This window comes from Gordonia soli NBRC 108243, from assembly GCF_000334455.1.
GTDB lineage: Bacteria > Actinomycetota > Actinomycetes > Mycobacteriales > Mycobacteriaceae > Gordonia > Gordonia soli.
Map to the genome: position 1 here is coordinate 1 of NZ_BANX01000029.1, position 18,337 is coordinate 18,337.

Genomic DNA, 18,337 nt, shown 5'->3' on the forward strand with positions numbered 1-18,337 from the left:
CAGGTAGACGGTCTGCCCGATCCGATCCACGAACTCGTCCCAGGTCAGTGGACGGTTGTCGACCGCTGAAGGCAGCCGGAACCCGTAGTCGACCAGATTGCGCTTACGCGACATGTCGCCCTCGTACATGCCGCCGATCTGCGGGACCGTCACATGCGACTCGTCGATCACGAGGAGGAAGTCCTCCGGGAAGTAGTCGATGAGGGTTGCCGGAGCGCTACCCGCCGCACGTCCGTCGATGTGCCGCGAGTAGTTCTCGATGCCCGAACAGAACCCCACCTGGCGCATCATCTCCAGGTCGTAGGACGTGCGCATCCGCAGCCGCTGCGCCTCGAGGAGCTTTCCCTTCCCCTCGAGGTCAGCCAGCCGCTGCTCGAGTTCGTCCTCGATGCTCTTCATCGCCCGTTCCATCCGCTCCGGCCCGGCGACGTAGTGCGTCGCGGGGAAGATGCGGAGGTTGTCGACCTGTCGGACGACGTCGCCGGTCAGCGGATGCAGATAGTAGAGCGACTCCACCTCGTCGCCGAAGAACTCGATCCGGACCGCGAGCTCCTCGTACGACGGGATGATCTCCACGGTGTCGCCACGCACGCGGAAACTGCCGCGCGTGAACGACATGTCGTTGCGGGTGTACTGCACATCGACCAACAGTCGGAGCAGCGCGTCGCGATCGATCTGGTCGCCCACGGCGAGCTCGACCGACCGGTCCAGGTAGGACTGCGGCGTACCGAGGCCGTAGATGCAGGAGACGGAGGCCACCACGACCACGTCGCGTCGCGAGAGCAGACTCGAGGTCGCGGAGTGTCGCAGACGCTCGACGTCGTCGTTGATGGACGAGTCCTTCTCGATGTAGGTGTCGGTCTGGGCGATGTACGCCTCGGGTTGGTAGTAGTCGTAGTACGAGACGAAGTACTCGACAGCGTTGTTGGGCAACATCTCCCGGAGTTCGTTGGCCAACTGCGCGGCCAGCGTCTTGTTCGGCGCCATCACCAGGGTCGGCCGCTGGACGCGTTCGATGAGCCACGCGGTGGTCGCCGACTTGCCGGTACCGGTGGCGCCGAGCAGGACGATGTCCTTCTCGCCCGCGCTGATGCGGCGTTCCAGATCGTCGATGGCGGCCGGCTGGTCACCCGCGGGTTCGTACTCGCTGACGACCTCGAGTCGCGCATCGGAGCGCTCGATCTCCCCGATCGGACGGAACTCGGAATGCGCGAGAACAGGGTGCTCTGCTGCAAAAGCCATGTTTCCAGGGTAAACGCGCCCTCCGACAATCGTGTTCCCGCGAGCGCGGGCCCACCGCAACCGATACTGTCGGCGGGTGACAGCCCATCCCCCCAAACGCGAGGTCTTCGATGTGGCCGCCGGCGTCAACATCGACAACAAGGGGTTCGTGCGCACCGTCGAGGCCTACGAGGTCACGCCGTACGGGCTGTACATGAACCGCACCGCGGACCACCCACGGTTCGAACGCCTGGAATCGTGGCTGATCCCCGAGCTCGGTCTCCGCGCCAACATCTTCCACTACCTCGACGGCTACCGCGCGGGTCAGCGCCTCTATCTCGACATCGGCGAGTTCAGCGGACCGGACGAGGACGGTCGCTGGCATGCGGTCGACTGGTACCTCGACCTGGTCGACCACCCTGGTTCGCCGCTACGGCTGATCGATGTCGACGACCTCCTGGAGGCGGTCGGCGCCGACGAACTCTCCGCCGCCGACGCCGAGACCGCGGTGGGCATCGCCACCCGGGCTCTGGTGGGCGCCGCCGAATGCGGCCACGACGTCCAGCGCTGGCTCGAGCGGGAGTGCGGAGGTCCGGTGTTCTGGCTCGATCGCCCCCGCGCCCCGGCGGTCCCCTGACAGGCGACCCGCCCGTGCGGGTTGTCGCCCGAACCCGCGGATGCGCAGCGCACGGTCGTGGCCACCAGTCAGGTCGTCGACGCCTTCCAGTCCGCGACCCGGCGATGGGCGGCGTCGAACCATGGTTCCTTGGCCTCCACATAGCGGTCCGGGTCGCCGTCGCTCGCGGCCAGCGCGGTCCGTTTGACCTCCGCGTATTCGGCTCGCGCGGACGGGTCCGACCGTAGCCAGTCACGGAAGTCCAGTGCGAATGCCTGCCCCGGGCTGCCCGCGGCGCGAATGTGGATGTTGGCCGGCCGACCCGGGTCGGCTGATGCGTGGAACCGCTTGCGCCACCGCGTCTCATCCGTACCACCGATGGCCGGCTCGGGCTTCGCGTTGTCCCGGTCGATACTCGTGACCTGCGGGAATCCACCGACGGTCAACGCCTCGGACAGCGAGGCGGTGTCCTCGAGATCGGCCACGGTGATCTGGATGTCGATGACAGGCTTCGCGAGGAGATCCGGGACAGCCGTCGAGCCCACGTGGTCGATGGCGACGGCTCGGTCGCCGGCCAGCACCCACAGGCGTGCGACCAACCGGTCGGCGATCGCGCCCCACTCCGGGTCCGGGTCCGTGAGCTCGAGGGGAACTGCCGCGGGGCGGCGTTCGCGCACGTTGCGCTCGAAGGGCACCAGCCGATCGGTCCACAACTGCGCAGCAGCACCTTCGAGGGTCTGCGGATCCCCGGAGTTGTCCAGCCAGACATCGGCGACCGCGCGGCGCTGCTCGACACTCGCCTGCGCAGCGATCCGAGCCCGGGCGTCGTTCGCATCCATCCCGCGCAGCGACGTCAGTCGCTCGAGTCGAACCCGCTCGTCGGCGTGCACGATCACGACGAGGTGGAACAGCGGCGCCAGATTGCCCTCGACGAGAAGGGGGATGTCCTGGATGACGATCGCGTCGTCGGGTGCGGCCTCGACGAGCTCCTGGGTGCGCGCCCCGACCAGGGGGTGGGTGATGGAGTTCAGCGTCTGTCGCGACTCCTCGTCGGCGAATGCCTTGGCCGCCAGCGCCGGTCGATCAAGGGAACCGTCGTCGGCCAGGATCGATTCGCCGAACGCCTCGACGAGGGCAGCGAGACCAGGGGTGCCTGGCTCCACCACTTCGCGCGCGATGCGGTCGGCATCCACCAGATGCCCACCACGCTCGGCGAATGCCTTCGCAACAGTCGATTTCCCTGCGCCGATACCTCCGGACAACCCCAGCCTGATCACCCGACCAGTGTGGCAAACGCCTCACCGCCGTGCGTCGGTACCGTGCCCCATCTGTCGCTCGATGCCGTCGAGGAGACGTTCAAGACCGAATTCGAAGGCGACGTCGGCGTCGCCGGGAGCCTGGAACCGCTCACCCACCGCACTGCCGACCCGGTTGCCGAGCGGGAATGCGTCGGCAGGCATCACCTCGCCCAGGATCGGCGCCACCGCCTCCCACCACTCGAGGTCGGTGGTGCCGCTGGCCGCACGGGTGCGCTCGGCCTCGATCCGCACCCGCGCGTTCCCCGTCGCGAAGGCCTGCAGGACGGCCACCACGCTGTCCATGTCGAGGTCGTCGAGACCCACGCCGTCGACGGCAGCCAGGTGCCGCTCGTACCGAGCAGAGAGGTGGGGTCCGATCGACGGTCGCCACATGGCCACGTCGAGGAGCCACGGGTGTCGCACCGCTTCGTCGCGGAACTGGTGTGCGATCGCCGCCATCCGGTCTCGCAGAGGTGCCGACATGTCGATCGGATCGTCTTCGGCCGCAACCTCGTCGACCATGAGGGCGGTCAGTGCGTCCTTGCTGGGGACGTAGGTGTACAGGCTCATCGGTCCGAGCCCGAGGTCGTCGGCCACGCCGCGGATGGAGACCTTCGACAAGCCGTCCCGATCGGCGATCGCGATCGCCGCGGCCACGACCTCGTCGACGCTGACCCGCGGGCGCGGTCCCCGCCGACCCCGCGCACCCGGTCCGTGGTCGTCATCGACGATCGTGTGGCGCCACAGCAGCCGGACGATCCGACGCAGGTCGTCGTCGGAGGTCCGGTCGGGATCGCTGGTCACGACTCGAGCCTACGACCAACGCCTCGCCCGCCCCGGAGGACACCGGGTGTGGGCGAGGCGCTGGGTCGGGTGAGACGCGGGTGAGAACTCAGCCGGTGACTCCGGTCAGCTCGATGGTCGGGTGCGGCAGGGTCGCCGATGCCTTCTTCTCACCGGTCCGCAGATCGACCGCCGTCAGGCTCTTCGCCGCCGGATCGCTCACGTAGGCGATCCCTTCCTGCACATGCAGATTGGGCATCGCCGACTGCCACTCGTCGGGTTCGGTCCATGCGCCGATGACCTGGTGGCGCGCAGTCACCTGAGCGGTCGCCGGATCGATCACGTACAGCGCGCCGTCGGTTCCCAGGATGACGGCCTCCCCCGCCGATCCACGATCCAGCGACCGGAAACTGTAGCTCGCCGGGAATGGCACGATGCGCAGCTGTCCGGTCCGGGTGTCGGTCAGTGAGAAGCGGTTCGGGCGCTCCAGGTCGGCGTTCTCGTCGGTCTTGTAGTCGCCGAGAACGATCGGTGAGGCCTCCGAGCCTGCTTGGTTGCCGATCCGGCCGTAGCCGTCCGGGCTAGCGATCTTGCGGATCTCGTTGCCGCGCACGATCAGGATGCCGTCCTGGCACCCGAAGGTGAGCACACCGTCCGCCGCGGCCGCCTCACCGTGGACGGCTGGGCACTCGGCACTGCGCGCGATCTCCTTGCGGTTCCGGTCGAGGATCGCGATGCCGGTGCGACTCTCCTCGTTGCCCACCGTCACAACGGTGGAGCCATCGGCCCGCGCTACGGCGACCCCGTGGTGTGGCTCGGGGACGGTGAAGCTGGCGGCCTTGGCGTTGCCGCGTAGCAGTTCGGCCGGTTCGACGACGTCGACCTCGCCGGTCCCGTCGCTGAACAAGGTGATCCGCGAGTCGTGCGGCACCACGTGGCCCGGCTCGGCACCGCCGAATCGCATGTCGGTCAGGGCCGGAGTCGAGGTGTAGTGGTGGCCGTGATCGCCGTGCTGACGGGTCCAGGTCCCCAGATCCAGGACGCGGAAGCCCTCGGACTCGGAGACGAACGCGTGGCGGCCGTTGTCCGCGCTGTTCAGACGGATGAACCCCTCCATGGGGAGGTCGGCGACCTGCTCGAGGTTCTCGGCGTCGACCACCAGCACGCCACCGTCGTAGCTGAGGGCCAGCCGGGGTGTGGCGCTCTGCTGTTCCACCGCAGCCGCGGCGCTGCTCGACGCGGCTGCGGAATCGTCGGTCGCGTCGGTACCGCAGGCCACCAGGGCAGCAGGGAGCACCGCGACGAGCGCGACCGTCTTCTTCAGATTTGTCCGAATTCGTTGCACCCGAAGAGTCAACATGTTGTTGAAAATTATTGTCAACAGGGCATGAATCGCCGCGTACTCGACTTTAATTACGTACGGTGTACGATGGCTGATTCGCCGACCGAACGGGGTAGCCCTGAGCACGCAAGCCACGTACTTGTCCGACCTCCACCTGTTCGCTCTCTGGTCGTCGCACCACGAGGACGACCCGAACAGACCCCATCGCTTCCGCATCGCCGTACCCGATGGCCCCGACCTCACGGTCCGGAGCATCGCGTGCGACCTCGTCGACACCGAGGGGCTCCGCACGCTCGACGTGATCTCGTCGCCGTCTCTGCTGGCATGGCGGAACCGTGCCGTCGAAGGCGGCGGTGGTGCGCCCGCAGCTCTGCCCGTGGCCGCCTATGCCGAGGTCGACCCGACCGGCACCGCGATCACCTCCCCCGCTCACGCCATGCATGTCTTCGACGCGACGTCGGAATTGGAGAGCGATCTGCGATGGCCGGACCCGGTCCGCCCGCGCCCCTATCAGATTCGTGGAATCCAATGGCTCGCCGAGACCGTCGACGTCCACGGAGGCGCGCTGCTCGCCGACGAGATGGGGCTCGGGAAGACGCTCCAGGCGATCGGACTCCTCCGGCTACGGGGCGGAGACGGACCGCAGCTGGTCGTCTGCCCGAAGAGTTTGATCAGCAACTGGATTCGGGAGATCTCGCGATTCGCACCGGAACTCACACCGACGACCGATCCGTCGGAACGCGGCAAGGGTGTGGTCGTGGTGATCTCGTACCCGATCCTCCGGACCAGATCGCGCGGTGACCATGCCACGCAGTCTGTCGACGTCACGCGGGACGACGACGTCACCTGGGCCACTGTGGTCTTCGACGAGGCGCACGCGCTCAAGAACCCCCGGACCCAGGTCGCCCGAGCGGCTCGTGACGTGTCGGCCGAGGCCCGGGTCGCCCTGACCGGGACACCGGTGGAGAACGATCTGGACGAGCTCTGGGCGATCCTGCGCGCCGTGACACCCCGCCTGTTCCCACATCGGGCGGTGTTCCGACGGCGGTTCAGCAAGGCCGTCGCCGCGGGTGATGCCGGTGCCGTCGACCGCCTACGGGTGGCAGTGGCCCCGGTGATGCTGGCGCGCAGCAAGACCCAGGTTGCTTCTGCACTCCCGCCCAAGATCGACAACCCGGTGCTGTGCGACCTCACCGCGGAGCAGGCCGACCTCTACGATCGCCATCTCGCTGCGATCACCGACGACGGGTTCGGGACCGGCGTCGGGCGACACGGCCGGATTCTGGCAACGCTGACCCGGCTCAAGCAGATCTGCAATCACCCGGCGCTCGTGACCGGCGATTCTGCGGAGACCGCCGGGCGATCCGGAAAGCTGGACATCTGCACGGACGTCCTGCGCGACAACATGGACCGCGATGCGCCGACCCTGGTGTTCACGCAGTATCGGAAGACCGGGGAACTGTTGCGGCGCCACCTCACCGGGCACCTCGCACTGGACATCCCCTTCTATCACGGCGGTCTCGTCGCCGCGATACGCGAGCAGATGGTCGACGGCTTCCAGGCCGGTACGACCGCACCGGTGATGATCATGAGCCTCAAGGCGGGCGGTGTCGGGCTCACGCTCACGCGGGCGTGCGATGTCATCCACTTCGACAGATGGTGGAACCCCGCAGTCGAGTCGCAGGCATCGGACCGGGTGCATCGTATCGGCCAACGACGCCCGGTGACGATCACGACCCTGACCACCGCCACGACGGTGGAGGAGCACATCGCGACGATGCACGTCCGGAAGTCCGCGATCGGGACGCACGCCGGGGACAACTCGATGATCGCCGAGCTGGCGGCGATGAGTGATCGACGACTGATCGAGATCCTGGAACGTTCGCGAGGTGACCGATGACTGGCGCCACAGCAGAATTCGGCTACACGCTCTGGGGCGCCGACATCGTGCGACTCGCCGAGCCGCTGTCCACTCGGCGACCCGACCCGCTGCTACCGCGGGCTCGCAGCCTCGCCCGCAACGGCGGCGTCACACTCGATGTCGACGGTCGCGTCGTCGGCGCACGCGTCCATCGCGGCGGTGAGGCCTCGGTGACGCAGATCGAGTTCGTCCCGATGTCGCCGGCCGTCGCCGCGACACTTCGCGAGCTCCTCGGTGCGCGCACCGACCCCGACGACGAGGCATACCGTGCATCGACCGCGGCCGGTCGGTCTCCGACCATCGTCCTGGACGCCGCGGACTGCTCGTGCACGGCCCGGACCGACCGCTGCCTCCACGTCCTGGCCACCCTGTACGCACTCTCCCGTGCGGTGGACGAGCAGCCTCACCTCGCCCTGGCGCTGCAGGACTACTCCGCCCCTCGGGACACACCCACCGACGACGGCCCGCCGCCGAGGTGGATTCCGTTGTCTGCCGTGGACGTCGGGCACTACTGGTCCTGATACGCCATCGTGCCTGATACGCCGAATGGCCCCTCTCCGTGGGAGAGGGGCCATTCGGTTGTCAGATCAGATGTCAGGCGTTGCCGGACAGCTTCTCGCGCAGAGCAGCGAGCTGCTCGTCGCTGGCGAGCGATCCGCCGCCGCTGGACGACGACGAGGAAGACGACGAGGTGGACGAGCCACCGCGACCCTCCGACGCAGACGAGTAGTCCGACGGGGCCTTGTCGGCCTCGGCGGCCGCAGCCGCGAACTTCTCGATCTGTGCGGTGTGCAGCTTGTGGCGACGCTCGGCCTCGGCGTACCGGGCCTCCCATGCCTCACGCTGCGTCTCGAAGCCTTCGAGCCACTCGTTGGTGTCGGCGTCGAAGCCCTCGGGGAAGATGTAGTTCCCCTGCTCGTCGTAGCTGTCGGCCATGCCGTACTTCGACGGGTCGAACTCCTCGGTGTAGTCCTCGTTGGCCTGCTTGAGGCTCAGCGAGATCCGACGACGCTCGAGGTCGATGTCGATGACCTTGACCAGCGCATCGTCGCCGACGGACACGACCTGGTCGGGCACCTCGACGTGGCGCTCGGCCAGCTCCGAGATGTGCACCAGGCCCTCGATGCCCTCTTCGACACGGACGAACGCACCGAAGGGCACCAGCTTGGTGACCTTGCCGGGCACGATCTGGCCGATGGCGTGGGTCCGGGCGAACTGACGCCACGGATCTTCCTGGGTCGCCTTCAGCGACAGCGAGACGCGCTCGCGATCCAGATCGACGTCGAGGACCTCGACGGTGACCTCGTCACCGACTGCCACGACCTCGGACGGATGGTCGATGTGCTTCCAGGACAGCTCGGAGACGTGGACCAGACCGTCAACGCCGCCGAGATCGACGAACGCACCGAAGTTGACGATGGAGGACACGACGCCCTTGCGGACCTGGCCCTTCTGCAGCTGGTGCAGGAACTCGCTGCGGACCTCGGACTGGGTCTGCTCGAGCCATGCACGACGCGACAGGACCACGTTGTTGCGGTTCTTGTCGAGCTCGATGATCTTGGCCTCGATCTCCTTGCCGATGTACGGCTGGAGGTCGCGGACGCGACGCATCTCGACCAGCGAGGCGGGGAGGAAGCCGCGGAGCCCGATGTCCAGGATGAGGCCGCCCTTGACGACCTCGATGACGGTGCCCTTGACGGCCTCGTCCTTCTCCTTGAGCTGCTCGATGGTGCCCCAGGCACGCTCGTACTGAGCGCGCTTCTTGGACAGGATGAGGCGGCCTTCCTTGTCCTCCTTGGTGAGGACCAGGGCCTCGACCTCGTCACCGACGTTGACGACCTCGTTGGGGTCCACGTCGTGCTTGATCGACAGTTCGCGAGAAGGGATGACACCTTCGGTCTTGTAGCCGATGTCGAGCAGGACCTCGTCGCGGTCGACCTTGACGATGGTGCCTTCGACGATGTCGCCATCGTTGAAGTACTTGATCGTGGAGTCGATGGCGGCGAGGAAGTCCTCCGCCGAGCCGATGTCGTTGACGGCTACTTGAGGCGAGGAGGTGATGGTGGTGGGCGGCATATGTTGAGTTGCTCCGGACAGCTGACTAGTAGGTACAGTTCGGGTTTGTCGGTACGACACGACCGATCGGCCGGATCAGCACCGGGAGTGCGAACATCCAGGTGACGACCCTCGTACCGAGGGCATGCAGAACCACGCGATATCGAGCGCACGCGCGTGAGCAAGCGTACTCCAACGCCATTGCGCTGGGCAAATGCCTCCCGGTCCGGTCCGCCGAGCAGACGACAACAGCCGTAGACGACGCGGAGACGGCACCGCGCGACGGTGAGGGATCGCCGATCCGCCTCGCCCAGCCGTCGCCGAGATCCGAGGACCCCCGATGGCACACTCGCTCGAACTGCTCCTCGACGACCACTCTGAACAGGCAATTCGCGATCAGTGGTCGGCGCTGACCGCGGCCGGGCTCCCCAGCCTGGTCACCAACACGTCACCGACCAACCGGCCGCACGTGACCTTGCTCGCCGCTCGCCGGATCTCGCCGTCCGTCGACGCCGCGCTCGTGCCCGCGACACAGCGTCTGCCGATCTCCGCGATCGTCGGCGCGCCGATCGTCTTCGGACGGGGCGAGCGGCGCGTCCTCGCCCGACTCGTGGTGCCGTCGGCAGAGTTGCTGTCCCTGCACGCGCAGGTCTCTCGCGTCGCCCGCGACCACCTCGCCCACGCGACCGGGCCTGTGAGCACCGACGGCGCATTCGAACACACGACCCCGGGTGCCTGGACGCCGCACGTTACGCTCGCCCGCCGACTGACCGCGGACCAACTCTCGGCGGCGCTCTCGGTCCTCGACACCGGCGGCGATGCGACGACGACCGGGGACATCGCCGCGCGGTTCGTCGCCATGCGTAGATGGGACGGCGACGAGCGGGTCGACCACGTGTGGCCGGGACGGGCCTGCTGAGGGAGCCGCGGGCCGATGGCCGTGACACCGCTGCGGGACAACAGCTCTCGTGACCTGCACACCGCGAGCCGTCGCCGGCCCGAGAACCCGCTCCGACAATCGGAGTACTGCCCCTAGGATCAGGTGACGTGGCACCCGGTATCGACGACGAACACCGACCGTCCGACGACGCGGAGGCTCGCATCCCGCGCCTGCTCGGGGACGTCGGCTCGCAGGTCAGCGAAACCGCCAACCGCGCGTGGTGGGATTCCGATGCCGCTGCCTATCACGACGAACACGGCGACTTCCTCGGCGCCGACTCCCCCGGCGGCGACTTCGTGTGGTGCCCGGAGGGCTTACGCGAGTCGTCTGCACACCTGCTCGGCGATGTCACCGACCGCGACGTCCTGGAGATCGGATGCGGGTCGGCGCCGTGTTCACGCTGGCTCATCCGTCAGGGTGCACGCCCGGTCGGGCTCGACCTCTCCCGCGCGATGCTCGCTCGCGGTGTCGCCGCGATGTCAGCCGATGGGGTACGGGTCCCGCTGGTGCAGGCCGGCGCCGAGCATCTGCCCTTCGCCGACGACTCGTTCGACATCGCGTGTTCAGCGTTCGGAGCGGTGCCCTTCGTCGCCGATTCGGCACGCGTGATGGCCGAGGCCGCGAGGGTCGTGCGCCCGGGCGGCCGCTGGGTGTTCGCGGTGAACCACCCGATCAGGTGGGCTTTTCCGGACGATCCCGGACCCGAGGGGCTGATCGCGTCGATCCCCTACTTCAATCGGACCCCGTACACCGAGGCGGACGAGGACGGCGTACTCACCTACGTCGAACACCATCGCACCCTCGGCGACCGCGTCCGAGAGATCCGCGCGGCCGGACTCGTCCTCGACGACATCGTCGAGCCTGAGTGGCCCGAGGGATTCGAGCGCGAGTGGGGCCAATGGAGCCCCCTGCGCGGGAGCATCCTGCCGGGCACGGCGATCTTCTGTTGCTCGGTCCCGACGAGATGACCCCTGTCGGCCGCAATGCGGACCGTCGTCGACCTGAATCGCCCATAGCGTCGTGGGAGTCGGCAAGCGGTTCGCCGACGTCGATGCAAAGGACCCACAAATGCGATTCGCTTCCGTGCGTGTGATCACCGACGACGTCGAGGCCATGGCCGCCTTCTACGAGGACCTCACCGGGGTGACCGCGCGCCGATGGACCTCGGACTTCGCGGAGGTGCCCGTGCCCGGCGGCACACTCGCGATCGGCGGCACCCCGACGGTGGCTCTCTTCGGCGAGGGATCGGCCCGTCCGGCGGAGAACCGCTCGGCCATCATCGAGTTCGAGGTCGATGACGTCGACGCCGAGTTCGAGCGTCTTCGCGCGTCCGGACGTGCCTTCGTCCGGGAGCCGACCACGATGCCGTGGGGCAACCGCTCACTGCTGCTGCGCGATCCGGACGGAACCCTCGTGAACCTGTTCACGCCGATCAGCGCCGAGGCACGGGCCCGACAGACCACCTAGGGAGCCGGCCGGGCCGGCACCAGATCACAGCAGCTTCGAGAGGAAACCCTTGGTGCGCTCGTGCTTCGGGTCGGCGAGCACCTCACGCGGGTTCCCGCTCTCGACCACGACGCCACCGTCCATGAACGCCAGGTGATCGGCGACCTCGCGGGCGAAACCGATCTCGTGGGTGACCACGATCATCGTCATCCCCGACGCGGCGAGTTCACGCATGACGCCGAGGACCTCTCCCACGAGCTCGGGGTCGAGGGCCGATGTCGGTTCGTCGAACAGCATCAACTTGGGGTCCATCGCGAGGGCGCGGGCGATTGCGACGCGCTGCTGCTGACCGCCGGACAGTTGCGCCGGATAGGCATTCGCCTTGTCCGCCAAGCCGACCCGGTCCAACAGAGTGCGCGCCCGCTCGGTCGCCTCCGCACGCGACTGCTTCTTCACCTGGATCGGCGCCTCGATGACGTTCTCGAGCGCCGTGCGATGCGGGAACAGATTGAAGTGCTGGAAGACCATGCCGATGTCGCGACGCTGTTTCGCGGCGTCCTTGGGGCTCATCTCGTGCAGCTTGCCGTTACGTTCCCGGTATCCGATGAGGTCACCGTCGACGTACAGGCGGCCGGCGTTCACCACCTCCAGGTGGTTCACACAGCGCAGGAAGGTCGACTTGCCCGAACCCGACGGCCCGATCAAGCACAGCACCTCACCACGGTCGACCTCGAGCGAGATCCCCTTGAGCACCTCGAGCGCGCCGAAGTTCTTGCGCACCTGCTCCGCGCGAACCATCGGTTGTGTCACTGCGGTCACGCCGGGCCTCCTCCTGCTTGCGGCGCGCCCTTGCTCTGTGCCTCGGCCAAGGCTCGCAACTGCCGTCCGGTCAACATCCGGCTGGAGCCCTTCGCGTAGTACCGCTCGAGGTAGTACTGCCCGACCATCAGCACACTGGTGACCACCAGGTACCAGGTCGAGGCCACCATCAACAGCGGGATCGGCTGGAAGTTCACGCCCGAGATGTCTCTGGCACGACCGTACAACTCGAGACTGAACGGAACGGCCGCCACGAGGCTCGTCGTCTTCAGCATGCTGATTAGCTCGTTGCCGGTGGGTGGGATGATGACCCGCATCGCCTGCGGCAGAACCGTCCGGCGCATCGTCTGGGTCCAGGACATACCCAATGCGACCGATGCCTCGCTCTGTCCCTCACCGACGGAGGAGACACCCGCCCGCACGATCTCCGCCATGTATGCGGCCTCGTTGAGCCCCAATCCGATGACGGCGAACAAGAATGCGGCGTTGAGCGCCTGGATGTCGAAATGCGCGAACTGGTGGACGAACGGGATGCCCAGGTCGATCCGCTTGTAGATCGACGGGAACAGTCCCCAGAACACCAGCTGCACGTACACCGGCGTCCCGCGGAAGATCCACAGATACACCCAGGCCGTGTACCGCAGCACCGGATTGGGTGACAGGCGCATGATCGCCAACAACACGCCGAGCACGATTGCGATGGCCATCGCCAGCACGGTCAGCGCGAGCGTGTACCCGACACCCTCGAGTATCCGGGTGTCGAACAGGTACTTGGCGTATGTACTCCAGCGGTATGCGCCGTTGGTGGCCGCGCCGTAGATGAACAGCGCCACGAGGATCAGGACGACCGCCGCGGCGATCCACTGTCCCGGATGCCGCAGCGGCACCGCCTTGATCGGTTCGACGTCCCCGTGGTCGGAGGTCGTGGGTGCGCAGGAGACGGGTTCCGACGGACCGGTCGATGGTGCCACGGGTCAGCTGACCGCCCCGTTGATCACCGATGTCGGGATGGCGCCCGCACCGACACCCCAGTGGTCGGCGATGGCTTTGTACTGGCCGTTGTCGATCAAGTACTGGACCGCCTGCTGCAAGGCCGGGCCGAGCGACGATCCCTTGGCGACCGGGTATCCATACGGGGCCGAGTCGAAGACGCCGCCGGCCGGCTCGATGTCGCCGTTGCTCTTCTTGATGGCGTACGCGGTGACCGGGGAGTCCGCCGACATCGCGTCGACCTTGCCCAGGATCAGGGCGTTGACTGCCTCGTCCTGGCTGTCGAACTTCACCTTCTCGATCGCCGGCTTGCCCGCGTCGGTGCACGCCTTGCTCTTGGCCGGCACCTCGTCGGTGTCCTCGACAGTGGTGGCCTGGACGGCGACCTTCTTGCCGCAGGCGTTGTTCGGGTCGATGGCGATGCCCTTACGCTGGGCCCATTGCACGCCCGCGTTGTAGTAGGTGACGAAGTCGACCTGCTGCTCGCGTTCCTTGCTGTCGGTGAACGACGACATGCCGACGTCGTAGGTGCCCTGCTGGATCGCGGGGATGATCTTGTCGAACTCGGATTCCTTGTACTGCGGCTTCACTCCGAGGACCTGGCCGACGGCGTTCAGGAGGTCGACGTCGTAGCCGATGATGTTGCCCTGGGAATCCTTGAACTCGTTCGGCTGGTACGGGACGTTGACGCCGACGATCAGCTGGCCGGACTGCTTGACCTTGTCGGGCAACTGCGCCGCGATCGCGTCCTGCTTGGGCACCTGGACGGTGGTCGGAGAGATGTCCGAGCCCGTCTCGGACTCTTCGTTGTTGGAGCAGCCGGCCACCACGAGGAGGGCCGCCGCGACGACGGCGAGGAGCCCGCCGAGTCGGAACGATCGCAAGAGACGCATCACACTTCCCATCGGTACGTTCCCCGCCGACACGCACGGCAGGGCTGGTGCGCACCCGCGCACCGTCACGCCTGAAACTTACTTGTTCACGAACCGCCGCACCCGTTGGTTACCAGAGATTAACTCCGGCGATCCAGGCGACGGTCGCGTTCACCGACCCAGCTCCGACAGCACATGGTCGGTGAACTGCCTGGTGGTGGCATCACCACCGAGATCTGCGGTGACGACTCCGGCGGCGGCCGTGGCCGCGATCGCGGCGTCGATCCGGTCGGCGACGGCTTCGAGCGCCGACCGACGATCGTCGTGTTCGGCCCACCAGCGCAACACCATTGCGGTGGAGGCGATGACGGCGATCGGGTCGGCGACACCGAGTCCCGCGATGTCCGGCGCGGCGCCGTGAGCTGCCTGCGCCATCGCGGTGGTCGCTGAGGCGTTGACCGACCCGGCGATACCGAGCGATCCCGCGAGTTCGGCGGCGAGGTCGGACAGGATGTCGCCGAAGAGGTTCTCGGTGACCAGGACGTCGAAATCGGCAGGCCGCCGCACCAGGTGCGCGGCCATCGCGTCGATGTGCTGCTCGGTCACCGTGACCTCGGGATAGTCTTCGGCCACCTCCCGACAGACGTCGCGGAACAGGCCCGTGGTCATCCGGAGCACGTTGGCCTTGTGCACGATCGTCACAGCGCGCCGACGACGGGATGCGGCCCGGAAGGCCTCGCGGGCGATCCGTGTGGTCGCGGCGCGGGTGATCACCCCGACCGACAGAGCAACGTCGGGCGTCGGCATGAACTCGCCCGATCCGAGTGCCATGTTGCGATCCGCGTACAGGCCTTCGCTGTTCTCACGGACGATCAACACGTCGATGTCCGGCGCGGTGGCCCGCACCCCGGGTATCGCGCGGCAGGGCCGAAGGTTGGCGTAGAGGTCGTAGCGGGTGCGCACGATCGCCCCGGGGGTATGTCCGCCGCCGACGTCCGGTGGGTAGGAGGCAGAGTCGTGCGGACCCATGATCCACACGTCGAGTTCATCGAGCACACACAAGGTCTCGTCGGGAACGGGTGAGCCGTATCGTTCGATCGCTGCGTGACCCAACGGCGCCTCGACCCAGTCGAAGCCGGTGTGTTCCAGGGCCGCAGCACGATCGGCGATCTCGACGGCCGCAGGCACGATCTCCGGACCGATGCCGTCGCCGAACAACACACCGATCCGGTGCCGCTGCGATCGGTCGTCGTGGGTCGCGTCCATCAATGGGCGGCGTCGTCCCAGGATCGGCCGAAGCCGACCGAGACCTCCAGCGGGACCGACAGTGCGATGGCCGCTCCCATCTCGTCCCGGACGGCCGCCTCGACGGCCTCCCGCTCGCCGTGAGCGACCTCCACGACGAGCTCGTCGTGGACCTGGAGCAACATTCGCGAGGTGAGCGACTCGGCCGCGAGTCGCTTCTGCACGTTGATCATCGCGACCTTGATGATGTCGGCTGCGGTCCCCTGGATGGGCGCGTTCAACGCCATGCGCTCCGCGGACTGTCGTCGCTGCCAGTTGTCGCTGTTGAGATCGGGCAGATAGCGCCGACGGCCGAACAGAGTCGCCGTGTATTCGTTGCGGCGCGCCTCGTCGACGACGTTGTGGAGGTAGTCGCGCACCCCTCCGAACCGCGCGAAGTAGGCCTCCATCTGCTCCTTGGCCTCGTCCCGGCTGATCTTCAGCTGGGCCGCGAGACCGAAGGCACTGAGCCCGTACGCAAGTCCGTACGACATGGCCTTGACGCGATGACGCATCTCGGTCGTCACCTGGTCGATCGGCACGCCGAACGCTCGGGACCCGACGAAATTGTGCAGGTCCTCCCCCGTGTTGAACGCCTCGATCAGGCCGGCATCCTCGGACAGGTGCGCCATGATCCGCATCTCGATCTGGCTGTAGTCCGCCGTCATCAGGCAGTCGAAGTCCGCGCCGCCCACCGCGCTCCCGACCACGAAGCCCTGCCGGATCTCGCGCCCCGCCTCGGTGCGCACGGGGATGTTCTGCAGGTTGGGTTCGGTCGACGAGAGTCGGCCGGTGGCCGCGACGGTCTGGTTGAACGTGGTGTGGATCCGCCCATCGTCGGCGACCGACTTGAGCAGGCCGTCGACGGTCACCTTCAAGCGGGTGGCATCGCGGTGGTCGAGAAGATGTTCGAGAAACGGATGTTCGGTCTTCTCGAACAGACCTTGCAGCGCATCGGCATCGGTGGTGTAGCCGGTCTTGGTCTTCTTCGTCTTCGGCATGTCGAGCTTGTCGAAGAGGATCGTCTGCAGCTGTTTGGGTGAGCCCAGGTTGATCTGTTCGCCGATGACCGCGTATGCGGCATCGGCAGCGGTGCGGATCCGTTCGGCGAACTTCCGCTCGAGCGTGCCGAAGTGGTCGACGTCGACGGCGATCCCGGCTGCCTCGAGCTCGGCGAGGACGAAGGACAGCGGGAGCTCCATCTCGGTGAGCAGGGGCTTGGAGTCGATGCGGTCGAGCTCCGCATCGAGGGTGTCGGCCAGTTCCTGCACCGCGCGTGCCTCCAGCATCTGCTGCTCGGCCTGCTGGGCGGCACCGGCGTCCTCGTCCAGCAGCGATAGCTGACCGTCGGTCGATCCGCCGTCCGCACGCAGCTCCCGGCGGAGATAGCGCAGCGCGAGATCGTCGAGGTTGAAGGTGCGCTGTCCGGGACGGACAAGGTAGGCCGCCAACGACGTGTCGCTGGTGACACCGGCCAGCGACCAACCGCGGGCGCGGAGCGCGTGGATCGCCCACTTCGCCTCGTGGAACGCCTTCGGGGCGTCGGCGTCGGCGAACCAGGTCGCCAGTGCCATCTCGTCGTCGGGCGTGAGGGTCGAGACGTCGAGATACGCCGACTGTCCGTCGGCGGCCGCGATCGCGATGCCGGTCGGATCGGCGCCGACGACGACGTGCGGTGCCGTCACCGCGACCCCGGCGCGCCCGGTGGTGGTGTGGGTTGCGAGCCACTCTCCGATCTCGCCCGGATCGAGTGCACGACCGTCGAGGTCGAACCCCGACTCGGCTTCCGGTTCGACCGAGGTGAGCGTCGAGAACAGGCGATCACGGAGGACGCGGAACTCGAGGTCGTCGAAGAGCTGGTGGATGCGATCACGATCCCAGCCGACCATCGCCAGCTCGTCGGGACCGGACGGGAGCTGCATGTCCCGGACCAGTTCGGTCAATTGCCGATTGGTCTGCACGGACGCGAGATGGGCACGCAAGGCATCACCGACCTTGCCCTTGACCTCGTCGACGTGATCGACGAGGTCGCTCAGCGAGCCGTACTCACGGATCCACTTCGACGCCGTCTTCTCGCCGACGCCCGGGATGCCCGGCAGGTTGTCGCTCGGGTCACCCCGTAGCGCGGCGTAGTCGGGGTACTGACGAGGGGTCAGGCCGTACTTCTTCTCCACCTCCTCGGGGGTGAAGCGGGTGAGGTCGGAGACACCCTTGCGCGGGTAGAGCACGGTCACCGTGTCGGTGACCAGCTGGAGCGAGTCGCGGTCACCGGTGACGATGAGAACTCGGTAGCCCTGTTCGGCGGCCTCGGTGGCGAGAGTCGCGATGATGTCGTCGGCCTCGTAGCCCTCGATCGCCATCACCGGGATGCCCAGCGCATCGAGCACCTCCTTGGTGAGATCGACCTGGCCGTTGAACTCGTCGGGCGACTTGGACCGCTGCGCTTTGTACTCCGGGAACATCTCCGAGCGGAAGGTCTTCCGGGAGACGTCGAATGCCGCGGCGATGTGGGTTGGCCCCTCGTCGCGGAGCAGGTTGATCAGCATCGAGGTGAAGCCATAGACCGCGTTGGTCGTCTGACCGGAAGCGGTCTTGAAGTTCTCCGCGGGCAGGGCGAAGAACGCCCGATAGGCCAGCGAGTGTCCGTCCAGCAGCATCAGGACGGGCGCCGACTCCCCACCCGCTCCCTTGCTGCCCGGTGCCTTGTTGACTGTCGTGCTCTGCGCGGGACTCACGGGAGCGAGTCTAGT

The 18,337-nt window shown here is 67.2% G+C and carries 16 protein-coding genes; 6 read left to right on the top strand and 10 right to left on the bottom strand.

Annotated elements, in window-relative coordinates:
- The coding region (locus tag GS4_RS18605) for a DEAD/DEAH box helicase family protein (RefSeq protein ID WP_007623415.1) at window positions 1-1,242 on the bottom strand (1,242 nt) is incomplete at its 3' end.
- Window positions 1,243-1,318: 76 nt separating this feature from the next.
- On the opposite strand from GS4_RS18605, the gene GS4_RS18610 reads away from it, so the two are divergent.
- Window positions 1,319-1,858, top strand: coding sequence for a ribonuclease FAU-1 family protein (locus GS4_RS18610; RefSeq protein WP_007623417.1), 540 nt, complete (start codon window positions 1,319-1,321; stop codon window positions 1,856-1,858).
- A gap of 68 nt (window positions 1,859-1,926) precedes the next feature.
- Here GS4_RS18610 and coaE read toward each other — a convergent pair whose 3' ends face one another.
- The 3 genes from coaE to aztD all read right to left on the bottom strand — a co-directional run bounded on the left by coaE (window position 1,927) and on the right by aztD (window position 5,278).
- A complete protein-coding gene (gene coaE, locus GS4_RS18615) occupies window positions 1,927-3,114 on the bottom strand; it encodes a dephospho-CoA kinase (protein ID WP_040511065.1) in 1,188 nt (395 codons plus the stop codon).
- 21 nt (window positions 3,115-3,135) lie between these two features.
- Window positions 3,136-3,939 (bottom strand): TetR/AcrR family transcriptional regulator C-terminal domain-containing protein, encoded by an 804-nt coding sequence (locus GS4_RS18620; protein WP_007623420.1) that lies wholly within the window; start codon window positions 3,937-3,939, stop codon window positions 3,136-3,138.
- Window positions 3,940-4,027: 88 nt separating this feature from the next.
- Window positions 4,028-5,278, bottom strand: coding sequence for a zinc metallochaperone AztD (gene aztD / locus GS4_RS18625; protein WP_007623422.1), 1,251 nt, complete (start codon window positions 5,276-5,278; stop codon window positions 4,028-4,030).
- A 121-nt stretch (window positions 5,279-5,399) separates the two neighbouring features.
- On the opposite strand from aztD, the gene GS4_RS18630 reads away from it, so the two are divergent.
- Together GS4_RS18630 and GS4_RS18635 are read left to right on the top strand one after the other, a co-directional pair.
- Window positions 5,400-7,160 carry a DEAD/DEAH box helicase gene (locus tag GS4_RS18630; RefSeq protein ID WP_007623424.1) on the top strand — a complete coding sequence of 587 codons (1,761 nt, stop codon included), beginning with the start codon at window positions 5,400-5,402 and terminating at the stop codon, window positions 7,158-7,160.
- Window positions 7,157-7,702, top strand: coding sequence for an SWIM zinc finger family protein (locus tag GS4_RS18635; protein WP_007623425.1), 546 nt, complete (start codon window positions 7,157-7,159; stop codon window positions 7,700-7,702). Before GS4_RS18630 ends, GS4_RS18635 begins: the two co-directional genes overlap by 4 nt.
- A gap of 73 nt (window positions 7,703-7,775) precedes the next feature.
- Here the strand turns inward: GS4_RS18635 and rpsA are convergent, their stop codons facing one another.
- Complete coding sequence (rpsA, locus tag GS4_RS18640; protein ID WP_007623427.1) at window positions 7,776-9,257, bottom strand: 30S ribosomal protein S1; 1,482 nt, start codon at window positions 9,255-9,257, stop codon at window positions 7,776-7,778.
- Window positions 9,258-9,576: 319 nt separating this feature from the next.
- Between rpsA and GS4_RS18645 the strand changes: the two genes are divergently transcribed.
- The 3 genes from GS4_RS18645 (at window position 9,577) to GS4_RS18655 (ending at window position 11,643) form a co-directional block, all read left to right on the top strand.
- Entirely contained in the window at window positions 9,577-10,155 is a 579-nt protein-coding gene (locus GS4_RS18645; protein ID WP_007623429.1) for a 2'-5' RNA ligase family protein, read from the top strand.
- A 128-nt stretch (window positions 10,156-10,283) separates the two neighbouring features.
- Window positions 10,284-11,144: a class I SAM-dependent methyltransferase gene (locus GS4_RS18650; RefSeq protein ID WP_007623431.1), complete on the top strand. Its 861-nt coding sequence runs from the start codon at window positions 10,284-10,286 to the stop codon at window positions 11,142-11,144.
- Window positions 11,145-11,244: 100 nt separating this feature from the next.
- On the top strand, window positions 11,245-11,643 hold the full coding sequence (locus tag GS4_RS18655) for a VOC family protein (RefSeq protein ID WP_007623434.1): 399 nt from the start codon (window positions 11,245-11,247) through the stop codon (window positions 11,641-11,643).
- A gap of 24 nt (window positions 11,644-11,667) precedes the next feature.
- On the opposite strand, the gene GS4_RS18660 is transcribed toward GS4_RS18655, so the two are convergent.
- The 5 genes from GS4_RS18660 to polA all read right to left on the bottom strand — a co-directional run bounded on the left by GS4_RS18660 (window position 11,668) and on the right by polA (window position 18,322).
- On the bottom strand, window positions 11,668-12,420 hold the full coding sequence (locus GS4_RS18660) for an amino acid ABC transporter ATP-binding protein (protein ID WP_040511068.1): 753 nt from the start codon (window positions 12,418-12,420) through the stop codon (window positions 11,668-11,670).
- Window positions 12,421-12,437: 17 nt separating this feature from the next.
- Window positions 12,438-13,412, bottom strand: coding sequence for an amino acid ABC transporter permease (locus GS4_RS18665; protein ID WP_007623437.1), 975 nt, complete (start codon window positions 13,410-13,412; stop codon window positions 12,438-12,440).
- A 3-nt stretch (window positions 13,413-13,415) separates the two neighbouring features.
- The gene (locus tag GS4_RS18670) at window positions 13,416-14,324 is read right to left on the bottom strand and encodes an ABC transporter substrate-binding protein (protein ID WP_007623440.1); all 909 of its coding nucleotides are present in this window, start codon (window positions 14,322-14,324) and stop codon (window positions 13,416-13,418) included.
- Between the two features lie 150 nt (window positions 14,325-14,474).
- Window positions 14,475-15,569 carry an isocitrate/isopropylmalate dehydrogenase family protein gene (locus GS4_RS18675; protein WP_007623441.1) on the bottom strand — a complete coding sequence of 365 codons (1,095 nt, stop codon included), beginning with the start codon at window positions 15,567-15,569 and terminating at the stop codon, window positions 14,475-14,477.
- Window positions 15,569-18,322: a DNA polymerase I gene (gene polA / locus GS4_RS18680; protein WP_007623442.1), complete on the bottom strand. Its 2,754-nt coding sequence runs from the start codon at window positions 18,320-18,322 to the stop codon at window positions 15,569-15,571. Before polA ends, GS4_RS18675 begins: the two co-directional genes overlap by 1 nt.
- Window positions 18,323-18,337: the final 15 nt, after the last annotated feature.

Excerpts from the sequence above, each read along its gene's own strand:
- GS4_RS18675 (WP_007623441.1), bottom strand. The coding sequence starts at position 15,569 with ATGGACGCGACCCACGACGACCGATCGCAGCGGCACCGGATCGGTGTG.
- rpsA (WP_007623427.1), bottom strand. The coding sequence starts at position 9,257 with ATGCCGCCCACCACCATCACCTCCTCGCCTCAAGTAGCCGTCAACGAC.
- GS4_RS18645 (WP_007623429.1), top strand. The coding sequence starts at position 9,577 with ATGGCACACTCGCTCGAACTGCTCCTCGACGACCACTCTGAACAGGCA.
- GS4_RS18635 (WP_007623425.1), top strand. The coding sequence starts at position 7,157 with ATGACTGGCGCCACAGCAGAATTCGGCTACACGCTCTGGGGCGCCGAC.
- GS4_RS18655 (WP_007623434.1), top strand. The coding sequence starts at position 11,245 with ATGCGATTCGCTTCCGTGCGTGTGATCACCGACGACGTCGAGGCCATG.
- aztD (WP_007623422.1), bottom strand. The coding sequence starts at position 5,278 with ATGTTGACTCTTCGGGTGCAACGAATTCGGACAAATCTGAAGAAGACG.
- GS4_RS18670 (WP_007623440.1), bottom strand. The coding sequence starts at position 14,324 with ATGCGTCTCTTGCGATCGTTCCGACTCGGCGGGCTCCTCGCCGTCGTC.
- GS4_RS18660 (WP_040511068.1), bottom strand. The coding sequence starts at position 12,420 with ATGGTTCGCGCGGAGCAGGTGCGCAAGAACTTCGGCGCGCTCGAGGTG.